Here is a 22,658-nt window from a genome sequence, read left to right as displayed (position 1 = left end):
AAGGCCGGGTGAATCGAAAGGGGGCGGTCGCATCGTCGACCGACCAAGAGCCTAGTCGCTGGGGGTTGCGGGTCCTCGGGGCAGGTCGGCTTCCGGGGCCTCGCCCGCCGTCCCGGCCCCTTCGGGTGCCGCCGTCGCCGCGTCTTCCTCGACCTCGGCGTCCACGACGACCTCGGCCTCGGCGTCGGTGTCCTGCGGTGCAACCGACGCTGCCCGCTCTTCGGTGTCGTCGACGAGTTCGGCCTCGATCACCCGGCCGGGCGCGGCTGCCGGGACCTCCCATTCCTCGGTGATCGGGGCAGCGATCGCCGGAACCTCCTCCGCGCCGGGAAGGTGCGGTTCCTCGTCCGCCGTGTCGGCCTCGTCGTCGACGCCCCGGCTCCGATGCCAGGCGACGACCACCGCCGTCACGGCGCCCGCGAGTCCGAGCCACGCGAACGTGAGCAGCCCGAACGCCCACCAGTTCAGCTCGACCGTTCCGAAGGCGCCGAGCCGCCCGCCGGACACGAGTCCGAGCACGGCCGTCACCACACCCACACCCGCGGCGGCGGTCAGCACGGTGAGCAGTGCCTCCTGCCCGGCGACGCGACGTCCGCAGTCGCGTCCGAGCATCACACCGATCAGCAGCGGAATCACCAGCAACGCCGGCCACGCGCCGCCCGACACCCCGTCGGGAACCGCGCCGAGCAGCGGCAACGGTGGCAGCGAACCACCGACGTTGCCGAACACGCTGACCGAGACGTCCCCGATCTGCGCGGTCCCGCCCATGACGGCGGCCGCGGCACCCACCACCACGTTCGGCAGGTACAGCACGGAGAGGATCGTCAGTCCGAGCGTTCCGACGACACCGTCCCCGCGTTCGAGCAGCGACCCGACCGTGGACCACTCCATCAGCAGCGAGATCGTGACCAGCACCGCGCCGGCACCGACGATCGCCGTCATCGCGCGCAGTCCCGGCCGCACCGCGTCCCGGACCCACGACGGAACCTCCGCACCGAGCGTCGGCCACATCGCGACCGTCACGCCGATCCCCGCCGCGAGCACATGCACCGACAGCACCCACCCGAACGCGGCGAGCGCGTTCGGGGAGGACAACGGGATCACCGCCGACGCGTCCGCGATGACCGCGAGGGCGATGGCTGTCACAACCAGCGGTCCGGTCACCGCAGCGCCGATCACCTGCAGAGCGTGCCGCCGCGAGGACGCCGGATGCACCACCGCCGCGCACCCGCGGGCGACCGCCCACATCATCCCCGCCGTCGGGATCAGCGGGAGGACACCGAGCGACGTCCCGTCGATCGTCAACGGCACCTGGTGAATCGCCAGCCACGACGCCGCGATGGCACCGAACGTTCCCGTGAGGTCACTGTTCGCCGCCACCAGCGTGACGACGATGAGTGCCGACAGCAGGACGACCGTGACCCCCGCGGGCCGGAACGCGACCGACAGCAGCGCCCGCAGCTCGTCCGCGTCGGGCACAGGACGCTGTCGCGGGGCGCGCCGCGCATCATCGCGGACGGCGCGCCGCGCATCATCGCGGACGGCGCGCCGCGCATCATCGCGGACGGCTCGCCGCTCGTCGTCACGGACGGCTCGCCGCTCATCGTCACGGACGGCTCGCCGTCGTGCACCCTGTGCGGCACGCTGCGCACGATCAACCAAAGAACTCATCCCCTCGAGAGTGGCACTCCGACGCCGCGGCAGCGGTCAGGCGCGCCGCACAGAAGTGGCCTCCGACCAGGTTCGGTCGGAGGCCACCTACTGGATGGACCGCTACTTGTCGTCCCTGTCGGCGCGCGTGTCGAACGCCTGGGTGGGTGCGCTGTACCCCTCCGATTCGGGCTTCTCGGCCGACTCGGCCGGCTTCGCCTCGGTGGACGGCTGCTCGCCGTACTCGAGAGTGCGCTCCACGGGCGAGGACTCGGCCTGCGACCCGTACGCCGGCGCCGCGTGCTGCGCCGAACCGTAGCTGGTCCCGGCCGGGTACTGCGAGCTGGGCGTTCCGGTGGGCTGCGACGGGGTCGAGGGCTGCGAGTACCCCTGGTACTGCGGCTGCTGGTAGGCGGTGGTCGGGGCGTCGTACGACGCGGATCCCGCGCCCGCGCCGTAGCCCGGCTGCTGCGGCTGTCCGTAGCCCTGGGTGTAGCCGGGCTGGCTCTGCGAGGGCTGGCCCTGCTGGCCGTAACCCTGCTGGCCGTAGCCGGGCTGCGACTGGCTCTGCTGCCCGTAGCCGGGCTGCGACTGGCTCTGCTGGCCGTAGCCCTGTGGCGCGCTCTGGCCGTAGCCCTGTGGCGCGCTCTGGCCGTAGCCCTGCGGCTGCGGTCCGTACGACTGCTGCGGACCCTGCCCGTACCCCTGCGGGGCGCCCTGGCCGTACCCCTGCGGGGTCTGGCCGGGCTGACCGAAGCCCGCGGCTGCGGCCGGCTTGGGCGCCGGCTGCTTCAGCACGCCGATGTCGAACAGCACGGCCGCCACGGCCACGGCCGACTGGATGAAGCCGAGAACGAGGATGAGGATTGCGCCCCAGCCGGAATCCGCGTCGACGTTCAGGAAGACGAACAACGCGACGACCCAGCCCGCGACGGACGCCGCCGCGGCCGCACCCGCATAGGACTGCTTCGGCAGGAGGGACGCCGCGGCGAGCAGACCACCGAGGAACAGCAGTCCGAGCCCGTCCGTGTTGGCTTCGAACGAGTTCACGGATTCTCGCGCCAGCGTGGCGTACGGCGCGAATCCGAGCAGCAGGTTGAGGACACCGAGAACTGCGACACCGATCAGGAGGAAGAAGCCCAGGCCTTTCGATTCTCCCCCTGCAGTCGGTTGCGCGGGCGGACCGTAACTCGGCCCTCCGGGCGTGAACGTCATGACTTCTCCTAGTCGACAAGTGGTCGTCTGCGTGCGCTCTTTCCGAAACTAGCCTACGTATACCCGTCGGTCACCGCTGTCGGTCGCGTGTGCGGGGCCAGGAGCAGCGCAGGAGACAATGGTCCGGTGCCGTACACCCTCGCTCCCCGCGCCGCCGATCTCACGCTCGAGACGGAGGTGAAGCACTCACGCTTCATCGCGGCCCTGCGTCGCATCGAGGACGCCGACGCGGCGCAGGCTTTCGTCCAGGACCGACGCGGCGCGTATCCCGATGCGCGACATCACTGTTCGGCGTTCATCGTCGGCAACGGGCCGTCCGACCGGGTCGAGCGCGCGAACGACGACGGCGAACCCGGTGGCACCGCGGGCATTCCGATGCTGCAGGTGCTCAAGGCCCGCGACCTCGTCGACGTCGCGGTGGTCGTGACCCGGTACTTCGGTGGAATCAAACTGGGGGCGGGCGGACTGGTGCGCGCCTACTCGGGCGCGGTGGCCGCCGCGGTCGATGCCGCACCGCTCGTGCGGAGGGAACGTCGCCACCTGCACACCCTCGCCGTCGGTCACGCCGAGGCGGGACGGGTCGAGTCGGAGTTGCGGGGGCGGGGCGTCGTCGTGGTGGACACGGCGTACGCGGAATCCGCGGTCCTCACCCTCGCGGCGAGGGACTCTGCGGAGCTGGCCGATCTGGTCGCTGCCGTCACGTCGGGGACGGGGACACTCGATCCGGCCGGGGAAATGTGGGTCGACGCCTGAACGACCCGTGCGCCTTTCTGGTAGCCGGAGCAACCAGAAAGGCGCACGGGCCCGGAGGGCCTAGGCCTGAACGGTCAGGCTCTGCAGGATCTCGCGAGCGAGTGCCGCGGTCTCGGACGGCGTCTTGCCGACCTTCACGCCGGCAGCCTCGAGGGCGTCCTTCTTGGCCTGCGCGGTGCCCGAGGAACCGGAGACGATGGCGCCTGCGTGGCCCATGGTCTTGCCCTCGGGGGCGGTGAAGCCCGCGACGTAGCCGACGACCGGCTTGGTGACGTTCGCCTTGATGTAATCGGCGGCACGCTCCTCGGCGTCGCCACCGATCTCACCGATCATCACGATGACCTTGGTCTCGGGGTCCTTCTCGAACGCCTCGATGGCGTCGATGTGGGTGGTGCCGATGACCGGGTCGCCGCCGATGCCGATGGCGGTGGAGAAGCCGAAGTCACGCAGTTCGAACATCATCTGGTAGGTCAGCGTGCCCGACTTGGACACGAGGCCGATCGGGCCGGTGCCTGCGATGTTGGCCGGGGTGATGCCGACCAGCGACTCGCCGGGGGTGATGATGCCGGGGCAGTTGGGTCCGATGATGCGGGTCTTGTTGCCCTTGGACTCGTTGTACGCCCAGGCGTACGCCGAGTCCTGCACGGGGATGCCCTCGGTGATGACCACGAGCAGCGGGATCTCCGCGTCGATGGCCTCGACGATGGCGTCCTTCGCGAAGGCCGGGGGAACGAACGCGATGGAGACGTCCGCGCCGGTCTTCTCGATGGCCTCGGCGACGGTGCCGAAGACGGGCAGCTCGACGCCGCCGTCGTGGGTCACGGTGGTGCCGGCCTTACGGGCGTTGACACCGCCGACGACCTGGGTGCCTGCCTTGAGCATGAGCGCGGTGTGCTTCGTGCCCTCGCCGCCGGTGATGCCCTGGACGATGACCTTGGAGTCCTTGGTCAGGAAGATAGCCATGTGATTTAAGTCCCTTTACTTTGCGGCGAAGGCCAGCTCGGCGGCCTTGTCGGCAGCCTCGTCCATGGTTCCGACGACCGTGACCAGCGGGTGGGCGGCCTCGGCGAGGATACGACGACCCTCTTCGACGTTGTTGCCGTCCAGGCGGACGACCAGCGGCTTGTTGGCCTCGTCACCCAGCGTCTTCAGGGCGCCGACGATGCCGTTGGCGACCGCGTCACACGCGGTGATGCCACCGAAAACGTTCACGAACACGCTCTTGACCTGCGCGTCGTTCAGGATGACGTCCAGGCCGTTCGCCATGACCTCTGCGGAGGCGCCGCCACCGATGTCGAGGAAGTTGGCGGGCTTCACGCCACCGTGCTTCTCACCTGCGTAGGCGACGACGTCCAGGGTCGACATGACCAGACCGGCGCCGTTACCGATGATGCCGACCTCACCGTCGAGCTTGACGTAGTTGAGGTCGTTTTCCTTGGCCTTGAGCTCGAGCGGGTCGGTGGCGTCCTTGTCCTCGAACGCCTCGTGGCCGGGCTGACGGAACGCGGCGTTCTCGTCCAGCGTGACCTTGCCGTCGAGCGCGAGGATCTGGTCGTCCGGGGTGCGGACGAGCGGGTTGACCTCGACGAGGAGAGCGTCTTCCTTGATGAAGACCTCCCACAGCTTCTGGATCGTCACGGCCGCTGCGTCGAGCACCTCGGCGGGCAGCTTTCCTGCCTCGGCGATGCTGCGCGCGAACGCGAGGTCGACGCCCTTGACGGCGTCCACGGGGATCTTCGCGAGTGCGTCGGGGTTCTCCTCGGCGGTGACCTCGATCTCGACGCCACCCTCGACCGAGCACATGGCCAGGTAGGTGCGGTTGGTGCGGTCGAGCAGGAAGGAGATGTAGTACTCCTCGGCGATGTCACTCGCCTCTGCGACCAGCAGCTTCTTGACGATATGACCCTTGATGTCGAGGCCCAGGATCGCCTCGGCGTTGGCCTGCGCTGCGTCGACGTCGGCGGAGTACTTGACGCCACCCGCCTTGCCGCGGCCGCCGACCTTGACCTGCGCCTTGACCATCACGGGCTTGCCGATTTCTTCGGCAATCTCGCGTGCGCCGGCCACCGTGTCGGTAACACGCCCAGCCGAAGTCGGCACCTCGTGCTTGGCGAAGAGTTCCTTCGCCTGGTATTCGAAGAGATCCATCTGCTCACCGTCTCGTCTGCGTTGACACCCGCTCGAGGGGTAGGAGCGGGTCTGTTTTGGACTTTAACCAGTTGCCGGGCCCGGTCTGCGCCCGCGTGTCTGCTATGTGGTCCACATCACGCGATATCACGCACTGAGGCGGGCCTCACCGCTGCAAACGGGACGGACCTCACCGATTTCTGCGGCGTGGAGTGAGGGCCGCGGCAGCCGCAATCAACACTATGCCCACCGTTGCCGGGACGACACCGGCCCCCATTTCGGGGTCGGTGACCCGGGCGACGGTCAGCGGCCACGACACGAGGTAAACCCCCACGGCAACGGCCGCACCGAGCAGCAACGCGACCGCCCTGGCGGGCCGGGCACGTGAGGCAACTATCACTGCGAGAACGACCGCGACCCCGAGCAGCACGCGTCCCCACACGTCGAGGTTCCACGGGACCTCCGCGAACGACGCGGGCGCGTACTCGTCGCCGCGGGCATCGGTCCCGTGGAAGAGCGGCAGTCCCAGTCCGGCGAACGCGGCGACGGCACCGAGGCCGCCGACCGCGAGGACCGGGGTCGAGGTAGAGGGCTCGTCGGACGTGTCGATCTCCTCGCGTTCCGCCGAGCCCGCGAACCACGTCAGCACCCCGGTGACACCCGCGGTGACGGCCGCACACCACAGCAGCACGGCACCGATTCCGGCGCCGATCCCCGGCACGTCGGTGGCGAGCACCACGGACTGCGACACGGCGGCGACGGAGTACGGGATCGTCACCCACAGCACCCCGACCGCGGGTCGGACGGCGGACGCGAACTCCGACAGCAGCAGCCAGACGCAACCGACGACGAGGACGAGAGCCGCGACGAGCACGACCCGGGTGGCGTAGACGTCGGGGCGTGCCGTGTCGCCGGGGATGTCGAGGACGGGGAGCAGCGCCCCGGTGGCGGCCAGCAGGGCGGTGACGATTCCGGTGGCCCCGGCAGCGACGTGCCATCGCACGATCCGGGCGCGGGCCGCGGCCGCCTCGGCTCGCAGCGCCGCCTTGGCGACGCCCTTCGCGGACGGGGTGACCGCCCCCGGCTTCGCCGGGCCGCCCTGCGCCGCCGCGGACGGCGAGGCGGCCAGTGCCTTCAGGATCCTGCCGTCGCGGGCCCGGTCGATCATCGGGATGCAGGCGCCGACGAGCACCAGGACGCCGGCGCCGACGGTCCCCCACACCGCGCCGGGACCGGGCTGGATCCGTTCGCCCGCGGCGAGCCCCGCGACCAGGCGCGTCCCGACCACGCCGAGCGCGGCCAGGCCTGCCCCGACGAGGGCGCCGGACGCCACGGGGGGCGAAATCGATGCCAGCGCCGAGGCGACGACGATCAGGACGGCCGCCGCCAGGATCCCGGCGCCCGCGGACGCGGCGAGGTCCGACTCGACGACGGTCGGGACGAGGATGACGGGATCCTCGGACACGAAGGCGGGAGCGAACAGTGCGCCGACCAGGACGACGGCGGCGGCCACCGCGACGGCAGACGGCAGGAAGCCGATGCGGGCGCCCGTCGCCCGCCCGACCTGTTCGGCGCTGCGGGCGTCGCCGTATCCGTCCATCAGCGAAGCCCGGTGGACCGCGACCATGCCGAGCAGGCCCGCGAAGGCGATCAACGCGTGCCCGGCGAGGGCGGCGTAGGCGCCGGTCCCGGCGGCCAGCTCGGCCGCCGTCTCGGGCCGGAACAATTCGAGACGATTGGCGTCGATGGCGTCCGACCACAGCTGCGTGTCGAGGACGGCGGCGCCGACGGACACGGCGCCTGCACCCGCCAGCAATGCCCCCGCCACCGCGGTGCGCCGGGCGAGAACCGCGGGAACGGCCAGTACTGGTGTCGCGACGGCGAAGACGGCGGCCCACACCGCGGCAGCGCCGACCGCGGACGGCGCTGCCGCCCCGTCGACCGTGCGGACAGCCTGCAGGATGGGCGCCGACGCCACCCCGAGACTTCCGACGAGGCCCAGCACGACCGCGAGCAGGGTCCCCCGGCGCGCGCGGACGGGATCGGGCTCGTCGACGGCCGTCACACCGGTGCCGCCGGACGAAGGAATGCGTTCGGGCTCGGCCCTGCGCCCGTCCGGGGATCGAGTTGATGACGCCACAGGCCGACGCTAGCGCTTACCCACCGCCTCACCCGGGTTGTGACACGCGTGCGCACGGGCGAGATTGAACCGAGACGAAAAGCCGGTTCGACGTTTCCCCAGCTCACTTTGTGATGCCCGTCACATGTAGCCGTTCCTCCGCGTTACAGGTTGCGCGCATCGCAACCGTTTCGTTACCGTCGCCAAGGTCTAAGTCACAGGCAGGTCACGAGCAGGAGGACGGACGGGCGTATGCACCATCGCAGCCAGTTCACGGCCAGCCGTTTTGTGAGTCACCACGATGACGAGTTGCGGGGTCACAAGGACGAAGTCGCGCCCACGTATCCCCCACAGTCGGTCGAGCATCATCCCGAGACCGATAGTTCTGAGATTTCCAGCATGTTCTTCCGCAATTCGCAGTCCACACGCTCCACCTACGACAGCGTCGACGCCGGCAACGGCGTCGAGACCGTCGACACCGAGTCCGAGATCCCCGGCTTCATCCCCCGCAGCGGTTCCGAGTCCCTCGAGGGCGCACCCTCCCACTCCCGCCGCGGAGCCCACCGGATCCCGACTCCCCCCTCAGCTCTCAAGGGCCGCGCCGCAGTCCTCGCAGTCGCAGCAGGCGCCGTAGTTGCCGCAGGCCAGGCCGCAGTCACCAGCGGATCGTCCAGCTCCTCCGATCACTCCGAGGTCGCACTCGCCAGTGACGAGTCGAGCTCCATCGGAACCACCGCGGAACCGCAGGCCGCGCAGTACTCCACGGTCTCCGACACCGCCGCCGCCGAGTCGAACGCCCCGCAGGTCCTCAACATCGCGAACCCGACCGACCTGTCGCAGTTCAGCAACCTGCTCGCCAAGGGACAGCGTTTCAGCGAAGAGCGCGCCGCCCGCGAAGCCGCTGCCCGACGCCCCCTGTTCGTCCTCCCCGCCGTGGGAACCTTCACCTCCAACTTCGGAAGCCGCTGGGGCACCCTGCACGCAGGCGTCGACATCGCCGCCCCCATCGGCACCCCCATCGTGGCCGTCGCCGACGGCGAGGTCATCGACTCGGGTCCGGCTTCCGGGTTCGGCATGTGGGTCCGCCTCAAACACGCCGACGGCACCATCACCGTGTACGGCCACATCAACACCTCCACCGTCACCGTCGGCCAGAAAGTCATGGCGGGCGACCAGATCGCGACCGTCGGCAACCGCGGCTTCTCCACCGGCCCGCACCTGCACTTCGAGGTGCACCTCGCGGGCGAGAACAAGATCGATCCCCTGCCCTGGCTGGCCTCCCGCGGCATCAGCCTCGGCCCCGAGATGGACTGACCCGCTCCGCACCACCCGAACACATGAGGACTGCGGCGCATGCATTGCATGCGCCGCAGTCGTGTTTCGTCGGCTCTACAGCTTGACCATCGGGACGCCACCGATCAGCATCAGCCGGACCCTGCCCGCGCTGCCGAAATCGATCGTGACCGTCGCGGTCGGCCCGGCCCCCTTGGTCTCGAGGACAGTGCCGAGGCCGTACTTGTCGTGACTGACCCGGTCGCCGACCGCGAGGACCAGGTTGTTGTTGCGGGAGCGCGCGGCGCCGAAGCTGGGGGTGCTCGCCGACCCGCCGCCGTAACCGGAGCCGCCGCCGAACCCCTGCCCGTATCCCGATCCACGCGCGCGGCCACCGCCGATCGCACCACCGGAACCCATGCGGGGGCCCGGGTCTTCGCGGCGCCAGTGCACGAGATCCGACGGGATCTCCTGCAGGAACCGCGACTCCGGGTTCTGGATGGGCTGACCCCACGCCGACCGCATGACGGCACGCGTCAGGTACAGCCGCTGCCGGGCACGGGTGATGCCCACGTACGCGAGCCGCCGCTCCTCCGACAGTTCCGCGGGGTCGCCGAGCGCCCGCATGTGCGGGAACTGGCCGTCTTCCCACCCGGTGACGAAGACGACGGGGAATTCGAGCCCCTTCGCGGTGTGCAAAGTCATCAGCGTGACGACGCCCTCGTCGTTGTCGGGCAGCTGATCGGAGTCCGCGACCAGGGACACCCGTTCGAGGAAGGCCGCGAGGGAACCGGGGTCGGGTTCACCGTCCCTGGCGTCGACGTCGCCGTCCTCCGTCGGTTCCACCAGTCCGGCGGCGTTCCGCGCGTCGGAGCTGAACTCCCGCGCCACACTGACGAGTTCGTTGAGGTTGTCGAGGCGCGCCCCGTCCTGGGGGTCGCTGCTCGCCGCGAGTTCGGCGCGGTAGCCCGTCCGCTCCAGGACAGCCTCGACGACGTCGCCGATGTCGCCGAGCTGGTCGGGGACGACGTCGTCGGCCGTCGTCTCGGGTGGCATCAGCACCCGCAGTCCGTCCATCAGCTCGAGGAACGACGCGATGGCCTTCTGGGAACGGGTGTTGAGCAGCCGCACCCGGCCCTCCCCACCGTCCCGCAGCGCCTCGGCGAAACTGATGCCCCGCTGTTCGGAGTGGACGGCCACACACGCCTCCGCGCGGTCACCGATGCCGCGGCGCGGGGTGTTGAGGATCCGGCGGAGGCTGACGGTGTCGTCCTCGTTGGCGAGGACCCGGAGATACGCGACGATGTCGCGCACCTCCTTGCGCTCGTAGAACCGCACCCCGCCGACGACCTTGTACGGAACGCCGAGCCGGATGAAGATCTCTTCGAGGGCGCGGGACGAGTTGTTGGTGCGGTAGAACACCGCGACGTCACCGAACTTCGCATCGCCCGAATCGACGAGCTTGTCGATCTCGGACGCCACGAACGACGCCTCGTCGTGCTCGTTGTCCGCGACGTACCCGGTGATGAGTTCGCCCTCGCCCGAATCGGTCCACAGCCGCTTCTCGCGCCGGCCGGTGTTCTTCGAGATCACCGAGTTGGCCGCCGACAGGATGTTCTGGGTGGAGCGGTAGTTCTGCTCCAGCAGGATGGTGCGGGCGTCCGGGTAGTCGCGTTCGAACTCCTCGATGTTGCGGATCGTGGCGCCGCGGAACGCGTAGATCGACTGATCCGCGTCGCCCACCACACACAGTTCGGCCGGGGTGACCCGGTGGTCCGCGTCCTCGCCGTCCGCGGTGCCGCCGACCAGTTCACGCACCAGCATGTACTGGGCGTGGTTCGTGTCCTGGTATTCGTCGACCAGCACGTGCCGGAACCGTCGTCGGTAGTACTCGGCCACCTGGGGGAACGCCTGCAGCATCGCGACCGTCTCGCCGATCAGGTCGTCGAAGTCCAGTGCGTTCGCCGAACGCAACCGCTGCTGGTAGTGGCCGTACACCTTGGCGATCAGCCGCGGCAGTTCCGCAGGCTCCTTGTCGGCGTCGGCAGTAGCCTGCTCCGGGTCGATCAACTCGTTCTTGAGATTCGAGATGTGAGTGGCGAGCAGCCGCGCCGAGTAGCGCTTGGTGTCGATGTTCAGATCCTTGGCGATCATCGTCAGCAGTCGCCGCGAATCGTCCGCGTCGTAGATGGAGAAGTTCGAGTTGAGGCCGGGAAGCAGCGCCGCCTGGGCCCGCAGGATCCGCACACAGCTGGAGTGGAACGTGGACACCCACATGCTGTTGGCCCGGGGGCCGACGAGGTGGGCGACCCGTTCCCGCATCTCGGCGGCGGCCTTGTTGGTGAACGTGATGGCCAGGATCTGTCCGGGCATCACCCCCCGCTCGGCCAGCAGATAGGCGATGCGGCGGGTGAGCACAGCCGTCTTGCCCGAGCCCGCACCCGCGACGATCAGCAGCGGAGATCCGGCGTGCACGACCGCTTCCCGTTGCGGTGGGTTGAGGCCCTGGAGGAGCGCGTCGGACCCCGTGCGCGCCGGCGCGGCGGTGTGCGGAGTCGACTCGGCGCTCGGGGGAGAAGCGGTGCCGGAGATAGTGTTCATTTACCATCACCCGGAGTACTCCCGAAGCTATCCGTGGGATGTTTGGGGCGGCATGGTTGCGGATATATGTCGGTGCCTCTCGCTAGAGTTCGGGCATGGGGGAGGTCGTGCGTTACACCTACCGGTTGCGCCCTGGCGCAACGGCGCAGCGCGCGTTGATTGCGGAGTGGGATCGCTGCCGGTTCCTGTGGAATGAGGCCGTTCACCAGCAGAAGTTGGGCGGCAAGCCGTCGTTCAGCAAGCTGTCGAGACTCCTTACCGAAGCCCGAGCACGCAACACGTGGCTTCGCACCGGGTCGCAGGTCGCCCAACAGCAGATGTTGCGGACGTACGGTCAGTCGCTCAACCATTCCTTCGCCGTCAAGGGCCGCGGCCGACCCGGCTACAAGGCGCGGAAAACAACAAAACCATCCGTCGAGTACACCACCCGCGGCTTTCGCCTCATAGACGGGAGACTGGCTCTGGCCAAAGGCGTGACGATTCCGGTGGTGTGGTCGCGTGAGTTGCCCTCGCTGCCGACAAGTGTTCGCATCTACCGGGACAACCTCGGACACTGGTACGCGTCGTTCGTAGTGCGGCGGGAGATCGAACGCGTTCCCGAAGCTGCCGGTGCTATCGGGGTGGACTGGGGTGTTGCTACCACCGCGACCACCACGGACCCGGAGTTCGACCTGCCGTACCGCGGCCACCGACGACGCTGCGTTGCGGAGGTGGCGAAGGCGCAACGAAAGATGGCCCGGCGTCGTCGACCGAAAGGCAAAGCCCAATCCAAGGGCTACCTGCTTGCAAAACGCCAAGCAGCTGCAATTAGGAAGAAGGCTGCCCGACAGAACCTGCACGAGGCCAGGGTCTGGGCGCGACGTGTGGTCGACCGTCACCAACTGATTGCGGTCGAGGACTTCAAGCCCAGCGTTCTCTCCAAAACGACGATGGCCCGTAAGTCCGCGGATGCTGCGGTCGGAACGGCTAAACGAGAACTGGTCGAGCGCGGCCGTCGAGCGGGCCGGAAGGTGGTGATGGTTCGGCCCGCGTACACGACGATGACGTGCTCCAATTGCTTTGCGAGAGCCAAGCAGCAGTTGGAACTCGCCGAACGCACTTTCCGGTGCCACGCTTGCGGACACTCCGACAACCGGGACCGGAACGCTGCCAGGGTGATCCTGGCTGTGGCAGAACGAGGCCACACCAGTGTTGATGACGTCAGACATGTCCAGCCCTCCTCTGGGTCGGTTGCAGGTGCTGTCAGAGCTGGAAATCCCACTGCTTCGGGGAATCGTTAACGTCTATCAAACTTACCGGCGTGTACCGACAGCGTCACAGCGGCTTGGCCTGCGCGGTGCCGCCATGGCAAACTGGTACACATGTTCAGTCCGCCGTCGCGCCCCCTGTGGCGATTTTTTTACGGGTACCGGCCTCCGGTGCCCGTGAACTGAACAGCTCACGAGCCCCGAGGTCCGCACCGGATCCGGGGCTTTTTTCGTCAAATGAGCCTGGATCGGTAACGACTCGAGCCACAACAACGATCCAAGTTCTGACAAGAGGGAGACGAACCAATGAGCACTCAGACCGTCGCTTCAGCCGCAAAGGACACCGCTGTTCCCACCAGCGAGGCCGAGATCGAGGTTCTCCGCCAGGAGATCGACAAGCTCGACGCCGAGATTCTCGCCGCGATCAAGCGCCGCGCCGAGGTCTCGCAGCTCATCGGGCGCACCCGGATGGCGTCCGGCGGTCCCCGCCTCGTCCACAGCCGTGAGATGAAGGTGCTCGAGCGGTTCAACGAGCTGGGCCAGGAAGGCCACACGCTCGCCATGCTGCTGCTGCGCCTCGGGCGCGGCCGCCTCGGTCACTGAGTTTCCCGACGCGGCCGCCCGTCCCCCGACGGCGGTCGTCACGGTTCGAGTGCCACGTACTTGGTCTCCAGGTACTCCTCGATGCCTTCACTCCCCCCTTCGCGCCCGAAGCCTGACGCTTTGACGCCGCCGAAGGGGGCAGCGGTGTCCGAGATGACCCCGCGATTGACGCCGACCATGCCCGATTCGATGGCGTCGGCCACCCGGAGCGCACGATCCAGATCGCGGGTGAAGATGTACGCCGCCAGGCCGAACTCCGTGTCGTTGGCCGCGGCGATCCCCTCCTCCTCGGTGTCGAACCCGGCGATCGCGGCCACCGGTCCGAACACCTCCTCCTTCAGGATCCGAGCCTGGGCGGGAATCTCGTCCAGCACCGTCGCCGGGTAGAAGTAGCCGGAGCCTTCCGGGGCGACGCCGCCGAGCCGCACCCGGGCGCCAGCGCCGACGGCGTCCTGCACCAGTTCCCCGACCTTCTCGAGCTGGTCCGCGTTGATCAGCGGGCCGAGGGTCGTGTCGGGATCGGTGCCGGGGCCCAGCTTGTACGAGGACAGCTTGTCGACGAGTTTCGCGGTGAATTCCTCCCGCACGCTGTTCGCGACGTGGAAGCGATTGGCCGCGGTGCAGGCCTCGCCGCCGTTGCGCATCTTGGCGAGGAGGGCGCCCGCCACCGCCTTGTCGACGTCCGCGTCGTCGAAGACCACGAAGGGCGCGTTCCCGCCGAGTTCCATCGAGGTGCGCAGCAGCCCCTTCGCGGACTTCTCGACGAGCATCCGTCCGACCCCGGTCGAGCCCGTGAACGTGAGCTTCCGCAGTCGCGGGTCGTCGATCAGCGGACCGGTCACCTCGCCCGACCTCGACGTCGGCAGCACGGACAGCACGCCCTTCGGCAGTCCCGCGTCGGCCATGACCTCGGCGAGCAGCAGCATCGTCAGCGGCGTCTCGGAGGCGGGTTTGACGATCATCGTGCAGCCGGCGGCCAGGGCGGGTCCGATCTTGCGGGTGCCCATCGCGAGCGGGAAGTTCCACGGCGTGATCGCCAGACAGGGCCCGACGGGCTGCTTGGTCACCAGGATGCGTCCGTTCCCCGCGGGCGCCGGGGTGTAGCGACCGGCGATACGCACGGCTTCCTCGCTGAACCACCGGAAGAACTCGGCGCCGTACTTGACCTCGGCCGCACTCTCCGGCAGCGCCTTGCCCATCTCCAGCGTCATCAGCAGCGCGAAGTCGTCGGCCCGGGCGGTGATCTTCTCGAACACCGCGCGCAGGAGTTCCCCGCGCTCCCGGGCCGGGGTGGCCGCCCACTCCCGCTGCGCCGCCACCGCAGAGTCGAGGGCCTTCATCGCGTCGCCCGGACTGGCGTCCGCCACCTCGGTGAGGGCGTCGCCGGTGGCCGGGTCGAAAACGGTGAACGTGGCACCGTTCTCGGCGTCGCGCTTCTCGCCGCCGAGGAAGAGGGTCGTGGGAACGGTTCGCATGAGTTCGACAGCATCCATGACGTCCATCATGCGCCGCACCGAAGTTCGCACGGAAGTTTCGACGCGCGGGCATTAAGCTCAAATCTCGTGAGCTCAGACATCACCGGAACCGCTGCCTGGCAGAAATTGCGTGATCATCACGCTCAGATTCAGACCGTCCATCTTCGAGAGCTCTTCGAGAAGGACCCGGCACGCGGTCAGGAACTCACCGTCTCGGCCGGCGACCTGTACATCGACTACAGCAAGCACCGCATCGACCGCGACACGATCGGGTTGCTCCTCGAGTTGGCGCGCAGCGTCGACCTGGAGGCCCGCCGTGACGCGATGTTCGCGGGCGAGCACATCAACACGTCCGAGGACCGCGCCGTCCTCCACACCGCGCTGAGGCTGCCCGTCGACGCCACACTCGTCGTCGACGGCCAGGACGTCGTGACCGACGTCCACGACGTCCTCGATCGCATGGGCGATTTCACCGATCGGGTGCGCTCCGGCGAGTGGCGCGGCGCGACGGGCGAGCGAATCACGACCGTCGTCAACATCGGCATCGGTGGTTCGGATCTGGGTCCGGTGATGGTGTACCGCGCGCTGCGGCACTACGCCGACGCCGGCATCAGCGTCCGGTTCATCTCCAACGTCGACCCCGCCGACCTGGTGCGCAGCCTCAACGGCCTCGACCCGGCCACCACCGTGTTCATCGTGGCGTCCAAGACGTTCTCGACCCTCGAGACGCTCACCAACGCCACGGCCGCCCGGCGGTGGCTACTCAGCGGCCTGGGCCTCGGAAACGAAGCGGTCGCAAAGCATTTCGTCGCCGTCTCGACACACGCGGACCGGGTGGCGGAGTTCGGCATCGACACCGCCAACATGTTCGGATTCTGGGATTGGGTCGGCGGCCGGTACTCGGTCGATTCCGCCATCGGACTGTCGGTGATGGCGGCGATCGGCAAGGAACGTTTCGCGGAGTTCCTCGCCGGATTCCACGCCGTGGACGAGCACTTCCGGACGGCGCCGCTCGAGGAGAACGCGCCGGTCCTGCTCGGCCTGATCGGACTCTGGTACTCGAACTTCTTCGGCGCCGAATCCCGTGCCGTGCTGCCGTATTCCAACGACCTCGTGCGGTTCCCGGCCTATCTGCAGCAGTTGACGATGGAATCCAACGGCAAGTCGGTGCGCGCCGACGGCTCCCCCGTCCCCGCGTCCACCGGTGAGATCTTCTGGGGCGAACCCGGAACCAACGGGCAGCACGCCTTCTACCAGCTCCTGCACCAGGGCACGCGGCTCGTGCCGTCCGATTTCATCGGTTTCGGCGAGCCCACCGACGACCTGCCGACCGCGGACGGCACCGGCAGCATGCACGACCTGCTGATGAGCAACTTCTTCGCCCAGACGAAGGTCTTGGCGTTCGGCAAGACGGCCGAGGAGATCGCGGCCGAGGGCACCCCCGAGGATCTGGTGCCGCACAAGGTCATGCCGGGTAACCGGCCGTCGACGACGATCCTCGCGCCGAAGCTCACGCCGTCGGTGATCGGCCAGCTGATCGCCCTGTACGAGCACCAGGTGTTCGTCGAGGGTGTCGTGTGGGGCATCGACTCGTTCGACCAGTGGGGTGTCGAACTCGGCAAGACCCAGGCCGTCGAGCTGCAGCCGGTGCTCACCGCCGCGGAAGAACCGGCCGCGCAGAGTGATTCGTCGACGGACAGCCTGGTGCGCTGGTACCGCCGTCAGCGCGGACGGGCCTGATTCACCAGCTCTCGGTGGTGTAGACCCGGCCGGAGCGGTCCACCAGCCGGGCACGCAGCTCGTGCTGTTCGATCCACCGGATCGCGCCGATGCCGCGGGCGAGGGCGGCGACGCTGGCCGCGTACGCCCAGAGTGCGTCGTCGGCGATCACCGTCACCGTCTCCCATTCGGTGGTGGTGGGTGGTTCGGTGACCGGCGGCGCGACCGCCGTCGCCATCGCCGTCCCGTTCACCAGTTCGACCTCGCCGTCGCCGGGCACCGGGATCTGCCAGCCGCCGGCGGGACAGTGCCCGGCCGTCGCGATGACGTCGCCGATGCGGACGGCGGCCCCGCATTCGAGCTGGCGGGCGACCAGTTCCGCCGCCCGATCCACCGTGTCGGCCTTGGCGGTGTCGGTGATGTCGAACGAGGCGCCCCACGGTGCGAACACGACGTCGTCGTCGATCTGGACGTCGAGGAAACTGGGTTCCGGATGCACGGTGGGGATCAGGTCCTCGTCGGGGGATTCGGTGGCGAGCGGGTTCACCACCCCGTCGGTCATCCGGGCAGCCCACAGCGCCGAACGCAGCAGTGCGGACATCCTCCTGCTGACCTTGACGGGCGCACCCTGTGACAGGTTGACGGCGTGGATCTCGGCGTCGCCGCGGTGGATGTCGCAGACCGATTCGGCGTCGTCGATGACGGCCGCGATCAGCGCTGCGGCCTCGGGAAGGGCGGCGCCTTCGGTGACGTCGACCTCCACGACGGAACCCCACACCTTCCATTTCTCGACGCTAACCATGGTGTTCTCCGTGTGCGGTCCCGTACAGCGCTGCACTTCCAGTATGCGCCGGTTGTCCAGAGGCCGACCTCCGGCGACCGACGCGACCGGTCGTACACTTCGCTGGTGAGCGCCCGATTGAGCGTCGTCGACGAGATGTTCCTGCGCACCCACCGGGGGTGGGGAACGCCGATCGTGATGCAGGGACTGTGGCGCACCGACGGCCGGGTGGACGCCGCGACGCTCGATTCCCTGATCGCCGACCTCGCGCGGGGGCCGCTGGGCAGGCGGGTCGTGCGTCCGCGGGTTCCCGGCGCGCGGCCCCGGTTCGAGCCGAGCGCGGACGCCTTTCCCGTCGAATACGCGGAGATCGAGGCAGGGGCGGTCCTGGCGTGGGCGGACGGGCAGGCCGCGTTGCCGGTGGACCCCGAACGTGGTCCCGGCTGGCGGCTGGCCTGCGCACGACCGACCGGTGGGGGCACGGTGCTGTCGCTGGTGTGTTCCCACGTGATCGCGGACGCGCGCGGACTGGCGGCCGCGATCGCGGACGCCCTGCAGGGCGCGCCGCCGTCGGACGCGGTTGGTGCGGGAGGCGCTGTCGCGGACATGTGGGACGCCACGCGGCTCGCCCGCCGCGTGACGGAGGGGACGGCCCGCGCGGTCGCCGGTCTGATGGTGAGCGGGTCCCGTCGCGCGGAACTGCGCCGCTTCCTGCACGTGAGCGGCAAAGCGTCGCCCGGCACGCTTTGCCGCTCACCTGTGGGGGTGGTGCTGGACGTGGACGCCGAGCGGTGGGACGCCGTCGCGGAGCAGGCGGGCGGCACCCCGAACAGCCTGTTCCTGACCGTGGTGGCCGAGTTGGCGCGGCGGGACGGCGAGACGCGGCCGCTGACGATCAGCGTGCCGATGGATCTGCGCGGTCGGGGCGACCCGACGGGGACCGCGAACTCCGTCGCCGTGGTCGAGGTGGACGTGACCCCGCAGGACACCGTCGCGGACGTGCGGGCGGCGAGCCGCGCCGCGTTCGCCGCACCCGCGATGACCAGCCCGGCCGGTTTTCCGGAGGAGATGCTGCAACTGGTGCCCGACCGCGTGGCGCACGCCCTCACCGGCAACCCCGGCGAGCGGGACGTGCTGTGTTCCAACATCGGACCGCTGCCCGATGCGCTCGCCACGATCGGCGGTCACCGGGCCACCGGCATCGCCACCCGCGCCGTGCATCCGGGTGTCGTGACCAGCCGCACCCGGCTGTCCGCCTACCTCAGCCGCTTCGGCGGCAACTACGGCCTCGCGCTCGAGTCGCTGGACAGCCCGGACCGCGCAGCGCTCCGGCAGCGGGCAGGAGAGGTCCTCGCCCGGCACGGCCTCACCGCGCGGGCCTGGTGAAGGCTACGACCCGGTCGTGAGATCGGTGTACGGCTGCCGCGCCGACTCCGGGTCGCCGTACGTGATCGCCCGCTCCCGACGCGTCCGCGACGCCAGCGTGACCGCCCAGTTGAGCAGGGTGCCGAACCGGTTGCGGTACCCGGCGAGGAACGCGATGTGGATGGCACCCCAGGACACCCAGCCCAGGAACCCGGACATCCGGATCGGCCCTGCCTGGAGCAGTGCGTGCCTCCGGGCGATGTAGGCGGCGCTGCCGAGGTCGCGGTATTTGAAGGGTGTGCGGTCTTGTGTTCCGCCTGCGATCGTGCGGGCGATGCACCCTCCGACGTGCCTGCCGCCCTGCATCGCGACCTCGGCCACCCCGGGGAGGTCGTTCAGCGACATCAGGTCGCCGATCACCCAGACGTTCGGGTGCCCGGGCACCGTGAGGTCGGGTTCGACGGCGATGCGCCCGCCTTGAATCTGCTTCACGCCGAGCGCATTCGCGAGAGCTGCGGCGAACGGCACGGCCTCGACGCCCGCGGTCCACAGGACCGTGCGGGCCCCGTAGCGCTTCTTGGTGCGGGCCGCGTTCTTGGCCGTGGTCTCGATGCTGGTCTCGCAGACGTCGGTGACGTGCACACCGAGGTGCGTTTCGACGCCGACCTTGTCGAGCGTCCGCTGCGCCGCCGCGGACAGTTTGCGGTTGAACGACGGGAGTACGCGGTCGCCGCCGTGGAACAGCAGCACCCGGGCCTCGCAGGGGTCGATGGACTGGAACTCGTTGGCCAGGGCGTGCATGGCGAGTTCCCGGATCTGGCCCGCGAGTTCGACTCCGGTGGGTCCACCGCCCGCGACGGCGAATGTCAGCCACGGCCTGCGCTCTTCCGCGGTGGGCAGCGATTCGGCCATCTCGAAGGCGCAGATCAGTTTCCGGCGAATGGCGAGGGCGTCGTCGAGGGTCTTCATCCCCGGCGCCCACTGGATGTACTCGTCGTGCCCGTGGTATGCCTGCCGCATGCCGGCCGCGACGATCAGGTAGTCGTAGGGAAGTTCGAACGTGGAGCCGTCGAAGCGGCTGGCGGTCAGGACCCGGCTGACCGCGTCGATTCCCTGCGCCTCGCCGAGGGCGACGTGCACGTTGCGGACCCCGCGCAGCAGGTGGCGCAGCGGGCTGCTGATCTCCCCCTCGGACAGCAGGCCCGTCGCGCATTGGTACAGCAGCGGCTGGAAGACGTGGCTGGTTCCGCGGTCGAGCAGGGTGACGTCCGCGTCGACGTCGCGCAGCCGGCGGGCCGCGTAGATGCCGCCGAACCCTCCCCCGATGATGACGACCCGCGGTCGCGAACGCTGCAAGCCGAGGGACGAGGATTCCTGGGCGGTCGTCATAGGTCAGTCCTACACGAAGCGGGATGTCCACGCATGAGGAAGGAACCGCAACGCAACGTCGATTCCCCGCCACTTGATGCCGGGCAGCGCAGCGCGGTTCGTTTCCTTCTCGATGGCCGACACCATCGCGTCGACACCGTCGTCGAGGGTTGCCGTCAGCGCGGAACTGTCGCCGGCCTTGCTCGACATGTCGGTGGCGATGTATCCGGGGAGCAGGGTGGTCACCGCGATCGGGCTCTTCGCCAGTTCCGCGGTCAGTGCCTCGCCGAGTGCCGAGACCCCTGCCTTGCTCGCCGAATACGCCGCCTTCGGGCCGGGCAGACCCCGGTCGGCGCTGATCGAGGACACGAGCACCAGATGTCCGGAGTTCTGCTTGCGGAAGATGCCGAGCGCCGCCTCGCACTGCGACAGGGTGCCGACGAAGTTGGTGCGGGCGGTGGCGAGATTGGCGTCGGCCCGGCCCGTTCCGATCCTGGCTCCCTTGCCGAGACCCGCGTTGACGATGACGCGGTCGACTCCGCCGAGTTCGTCGCGCAGTTCGCCGAACACCCGGATCACGGCGTCGTGGTCGGTGACGTCGAGTGCGCGGACGGCGACGGCGATCCCGGGATGCGATGCCTGCAATTCGTCCCGGACGGCCTCGAGTCGTTCGACGCGTCGTGCGCACAGCGCGAGGTCTCGTCCCTGGGCCGCGAACCGGCGGGCCATCTCCGCGCCGAGCCCGGAGCTCGCCCCCGTGATCAGAATCTTCTGCCGAGTCATCCCGACACAGTATCTACTCGGCGGTAACAACGCGGGAGGCCCGCCGGAACGTCTGACATCGCGCACCGACCGGCTTACGGTTGCAGGTATGACTGACTCCGGAAGCGGCGCGGAAGAGTTCGATGTCATCGTGATCGGCGGCGGTCCCGCCGGTGAGAACGCGGCGAGTTACGCCATCGCCGGCAGCGACCGCACCGCGGCGCTGATCGAGCACGAACTCGTCGGCGGGGAATGCTCCTACTGGGCCTGCATGCCGAGCAAGGCGCTGCTGCGTCCGGGTGAGGTCCTCGGCGCGGCCCGCAACATGCCCGGGGTGTCCGCCGGTCCGCTCGACGTGGACGCCGTGCTGGCGCGCCGCGACTCCTTCACCAACAACCACGACGACTCGTCGCAGGTGATGTGGGCCGACGCGGCGGGGATCGACGTCATCCGGGGATCGGCACGCATCACCGGGGACCGCACGGTGACGGTCGGCGATTCCCGCGAGCTGCGCGCGCGGCACGCCGTCGTGGTCGCCACCGGGACGACCGCCACGGTCCCGGACACCCCCGGCCTGCGGGCGGCGTTGCCGTGGATCTCGCGGGACGCCACCAACCTGAGGGAGGTTCCCCGCCGGGTCGCCGTCGTCGGCGGCGGCGTCGTGGCCTGTGAGAGCGCGACGTGGCTGCTGGACCTCGGCGTCGAGGAACTGACGATGGTGGTCCGCGGCCGGGCGCTGCTCCCGAAGAACGAACCGTTCGCCGGGGAGCGGGTGGCCCGCACGCTGGAGAAGAAGGGTGCGCGGATCCTGTTCGGGGCGGACCTGCGCGGCGTCGAACGGACCGACGCCCGGGACACCGGGATCGGCCGCATCCACGGGGGCCCCGTGACCCTCGACGTCGCGGGCCAGGACCCGCTCGTCGTCGACGAGGTCGTCGTCGCGACCGGGCGCACACCGGCAACGTCGTCGCTCGGCCTCGACGCGCGACTGCTGAACTCCCGCGGATACCTCACCACCGACGACCATCTGACGACGGCCGACGAGTGGTTGTACGCGGTCGGCGACGCCAACGGTCGCGCGCTGCTCACCCACATGGGCAAGTACCAGGGCCGGGTGTGCGGAGACGTCATCGCCGCCCGCGCCGAGGGCAGGCCGCTGGACGGGTCCCGATTCCGGGCCACCGCCGACCACGGGCAGATCCCCCAGGTGGTGTTCGCCGATCCGGAGGTCTCGGCCGTCGGGATCACCGAGCAGGAGGCACGCGACGCCGGCGTGGACGTCGAGACCGTCGAGGTCGACATCGCCGTCGCCGGCTCGTCCCTGTCCCGCGACGATTTCAGTGGTCACGCGAAACTCGTGGTCGATCGGACCACCGACACCCTGGTCGGAGCGACGTTCGCGGGCACCGACGTCGCCGAACTCGTCCACGCCGCCACCGTCGCGCTGGTCGGGAAGGTACCGCTCGACACGCTGTGGCACGCGGTCCCGTCGTACCCGACCGTCAGCGAGGTGTGGCTGCGGCTACTGGAGGCTCGGCGCTGACCCGAACGGAGCACCACGGGCGATGGCAGCGTCGTCCCAGGCGGTCTCCGTATAGTCG

17 protein-coding genes are annotated in these 22,658 nt (G+C 69.3%); 7 read left to right on the top strand and 10 right to left on the bottom strand.

Translation table 11 applies throughout. The annotated features are described in order from the left end of the window. Positions 1–51: 51 nt before the first annotated feature. Both P3H15_RS00775 and P3H15_RS00770 read right to left on the bottom strand, forming a co-directional pair. A complete protein-coding gene (locus tag P3H15_RS00775; protein WP_276135510.1) occupies positions 52–1,671 on the bottom strand; it encodes a DUF6350 family protein in 1,620 nt (539 codons plus the stop codon). Positions 1,672–1,773: 102 nt separating this feature from the next. Continuing rightward, positions 1,774–2,865, bottom strand: coding sequence for a DUF5336 domain-containing protein (locus tag P3H15_RS00770; RefSeq protein WP_276135509.1), 1,092 nt, complete (start codon positions 2,863–2,865; stop codon positions 1,774–1,776). A 126-nt stretch (positions 2,866–2,991) separates the two neighbouring features. On the opposite strand from P3H15_RS00770, the gene P3H15_RS00765 reads away from it, so the two are divergent. Beyond that, positions 2,992–3,618: a YigZ family protein gene (locus P3H15_RS00765; RefSeq protein WP_276135508.1), complete on the top strand. Its 627-nt coding sequence runs from the start codon at positions 2,992–2,994 to the stop codon at positions 3,616–3,618. A 60-nt stretch (positions 3,619–3,678) separates the two neighbouring features. Here P3H15_RS00765 and sucD read toward each other — a convergent pair whose 3' ends face one another. From sucD to P3H15_RS00750, 3 genes are all read right to left on the bottom strand, one after another. Then, entirely contained in the window at positions 3,679–4,581 is a 903-nt protein-coding gene (gene sucD / locus P3H15_RS00760) for a succinate--CoA ligase subunit alpha (RefSeq protein WP_276135507.1), read from the bottom strand. Between the two features lie 15 nt (positions 4,582–4,596). Beyond that, the gene (gene sucC, locus P3H15_RS00755) at positions 4,597–5,766 is read right to left on the bottom strand and encodes an ADP-forming succinate--CoA ligase subunit beta (RefSeq protein WP_276135506.1); all 1,170 of its coding nucleotides are present in this window, start codon (positions 5,764–5,766) and stop codon (positions 4,597–4,599) included. Positions 5,767–5,935: 169 nt separating this feature from the next. Further along, positions 5,936–7,885, bottom strand: a complete 1,950-nt coding sequence (locus P3H15_RS00750; RefSeq protein WP_276135505.1) for a hypothetical protein — start codon at positions 7,883–7,885, stop codon at positions 5,936–5,938. 231 nt (positions 7,886–8,116) lie between these two features. On the opposite strand from P3H15_RS00750, the gene P3H15_RS00745 reads away from it, so the two are divergent. Next, positions 8,117–9,178 carry a M23 family metallopeptidase gene (locus P3H15_RS00745; protein ID WP_276135504.1) on the top strand — a complete coding sequence of 354 codons (1,062 nt, stop codon included), beginning with the start codon at positions 8,117–8,119 and terminating at the stop codon, positions 9,176–9,178. A gap of 75 nt (positions 9,179–9,253) precedes the next feature. Here P3H15_RS00745 and pcrA read toward each other — a convergent pair whose 3' ends face one another. Continuing rightward, entirely contained in the window at positions 9,254–11,737 is a 2,484-nt protein-coding gene (pcrA, locus tag P3H15_RS00740; RefSeq protein ID WP_276135503.1) for a DNA helicase PcrA, read from the bottom strand. Between the two features lie 95 nt (positions 11,738–11,832). Between pcrA and P3H15_RS00735 the strand changes: the two genes are divergently transcribed. Both P3H15_RS00735 and P3H15_RS00730 read left to right on the top strand, forming a co-directional pair. Then, entirely contained in the window at positions 11,833–13,017 is a 1,185-nt protein-coding gene (locus tag P3H15_RS00735) for a transposase (protein WP_276135502.1), read from the top strand. Between the two features lie 273 nt (positions 13,018–13,290). Beyond that, positions 13,291–13,587, top strand: coding sequence for a chorismate mutase (locus tag P3H15_RS00730; RefSeq protein ID WP_185728282.1), 297 nt, complete (start codon positions 13,291–13,293; stop codon positions 13,585–13,587). Positions 13,588–13,625: 38 nt separating this feature from the next. Here P3H15_RS00730 and P3H15_RS00725 read toward each other — a convergent pair whose 3' ends face one another. Continuing rightward, positions 13,626–15,080 (bottom strand): NAD-dependent succinate-semialdehyde dehydrogenase, encoded by a 1,455-nt coding sequence (locus P3H15_RS00725; RefSeq protein ID WP_276135501.1) that lies wholly within the window; start codon positions 15,078–15,080, stop codon positions 13,626–13,628. A 69-nt stretch (positions 15,081–15,149) separates the two neighbouring features. On the opposite strand from P3H15_RS00725, the gene pgi reads away from it, so the two are divergent. Continuing rightward, the gene (gene pgi, locus P3H15_RS00720) at positions 15,150–16,802 is read left to right on the top strand and encodes a glucose-6-phosphate isomerase (RefSeq protein WP_276135500.1); all 1,653 of its coding nucleotides are present in this window, start codon (positions 15,150–15,152) and stop codon (positions 16,800–16,802) included. 1 nt (position 16,803) lies between these two features. Here pgi and P3H15_RS00715 read toward each other — a convergent pair whose 3' ends face one another. After that, positions 16,804–17,583 (bottom strand): FAD:protein FMN transferase, encoded by a 780-nt coding sequence (locus P3H15_RS00715; protein ID WP_276135499.1) that lies wholly within the window; start codon positions 17,581–17,583, stop codon positions 16,804–16,806. Between the two features lie 105 nt (positions 17,584–17,688). On the opposite strand from P3H15_RS00715, the gene P3H15_RS00710 reads away from it, so the two are divergent. Then, positions 17,689–18,948 carry a hypothetical protein gene (locus tag P3H15_RS00710; RefSeq protein WP_276135498.1) on the top strand — a complete coding sequence of 420 codons (1,260 nt, stop codon included), beginning with the start codon at positions 17,689–17,691 and terminating at the stop codon, positions 18,946–18,948. 3 nt (positions 18,949–18,951) lie between these two features. Here P3H15_RS00710 and P3H15_RS00705 read toward each other — a convergent pair whose 3' ends face one another. Beyond that, a complete protein-coding gene (locus P3H15_RS00705; protein WP_276135497.1) occupies positions 18,952–20,316 on the bottom strand; it encodes an NAD(P)/FAD-dependent oxidoreductase in 1,365 nt (454 codons plus the stop codon). A 9-nt stretch (positions 20,317–20,325) separates the two neighbouring features. Continuing rightward, positions 20,326–21,078, bottom strand: coding sequence for an SDR family oxidoreductase (locus P3H15_RS00700; RefSeq protein ID WP_276135496.1), 753 nt, complete (start codon positions 21,076–21,078; stop codon positions 20,326–20,328). A gap of 88 nt (positions 21,079–21,166) precedes the next feature. Between P3H15_RS00700 and P3H15_RS00695 the strand changes: the two genes are divergently transcribed. Then, positions 21,167–22,600 (top strand): NAD(P)/FAD-dependent oxidoreductase, encoded by a 1,434-nt coding sequence (locus P3H15_RS00695; protein ID WP_276135495.1) that lies wholly within the window; start codon positions 21,167–21,169, stop codon positions 22,598–22,600. Positions 22,601–22,658: the final 58 nt, after the last annotated feature.

Source organism: Rhodococcus sp. T2V (assembly GCF_029269925.1).
Taxonomy (GTDB): Bacteria; Actinomycetota; Actinomycetes; order Mycobacteriales; family Mycobacteriaceae; genus Rhodococcus_F; species Rhodococcus_F koreensis.
Note: the sequence above shows the minus strand (reverse complement) of the source record. Positions and strands in the feature narration are given on the sequence as shown.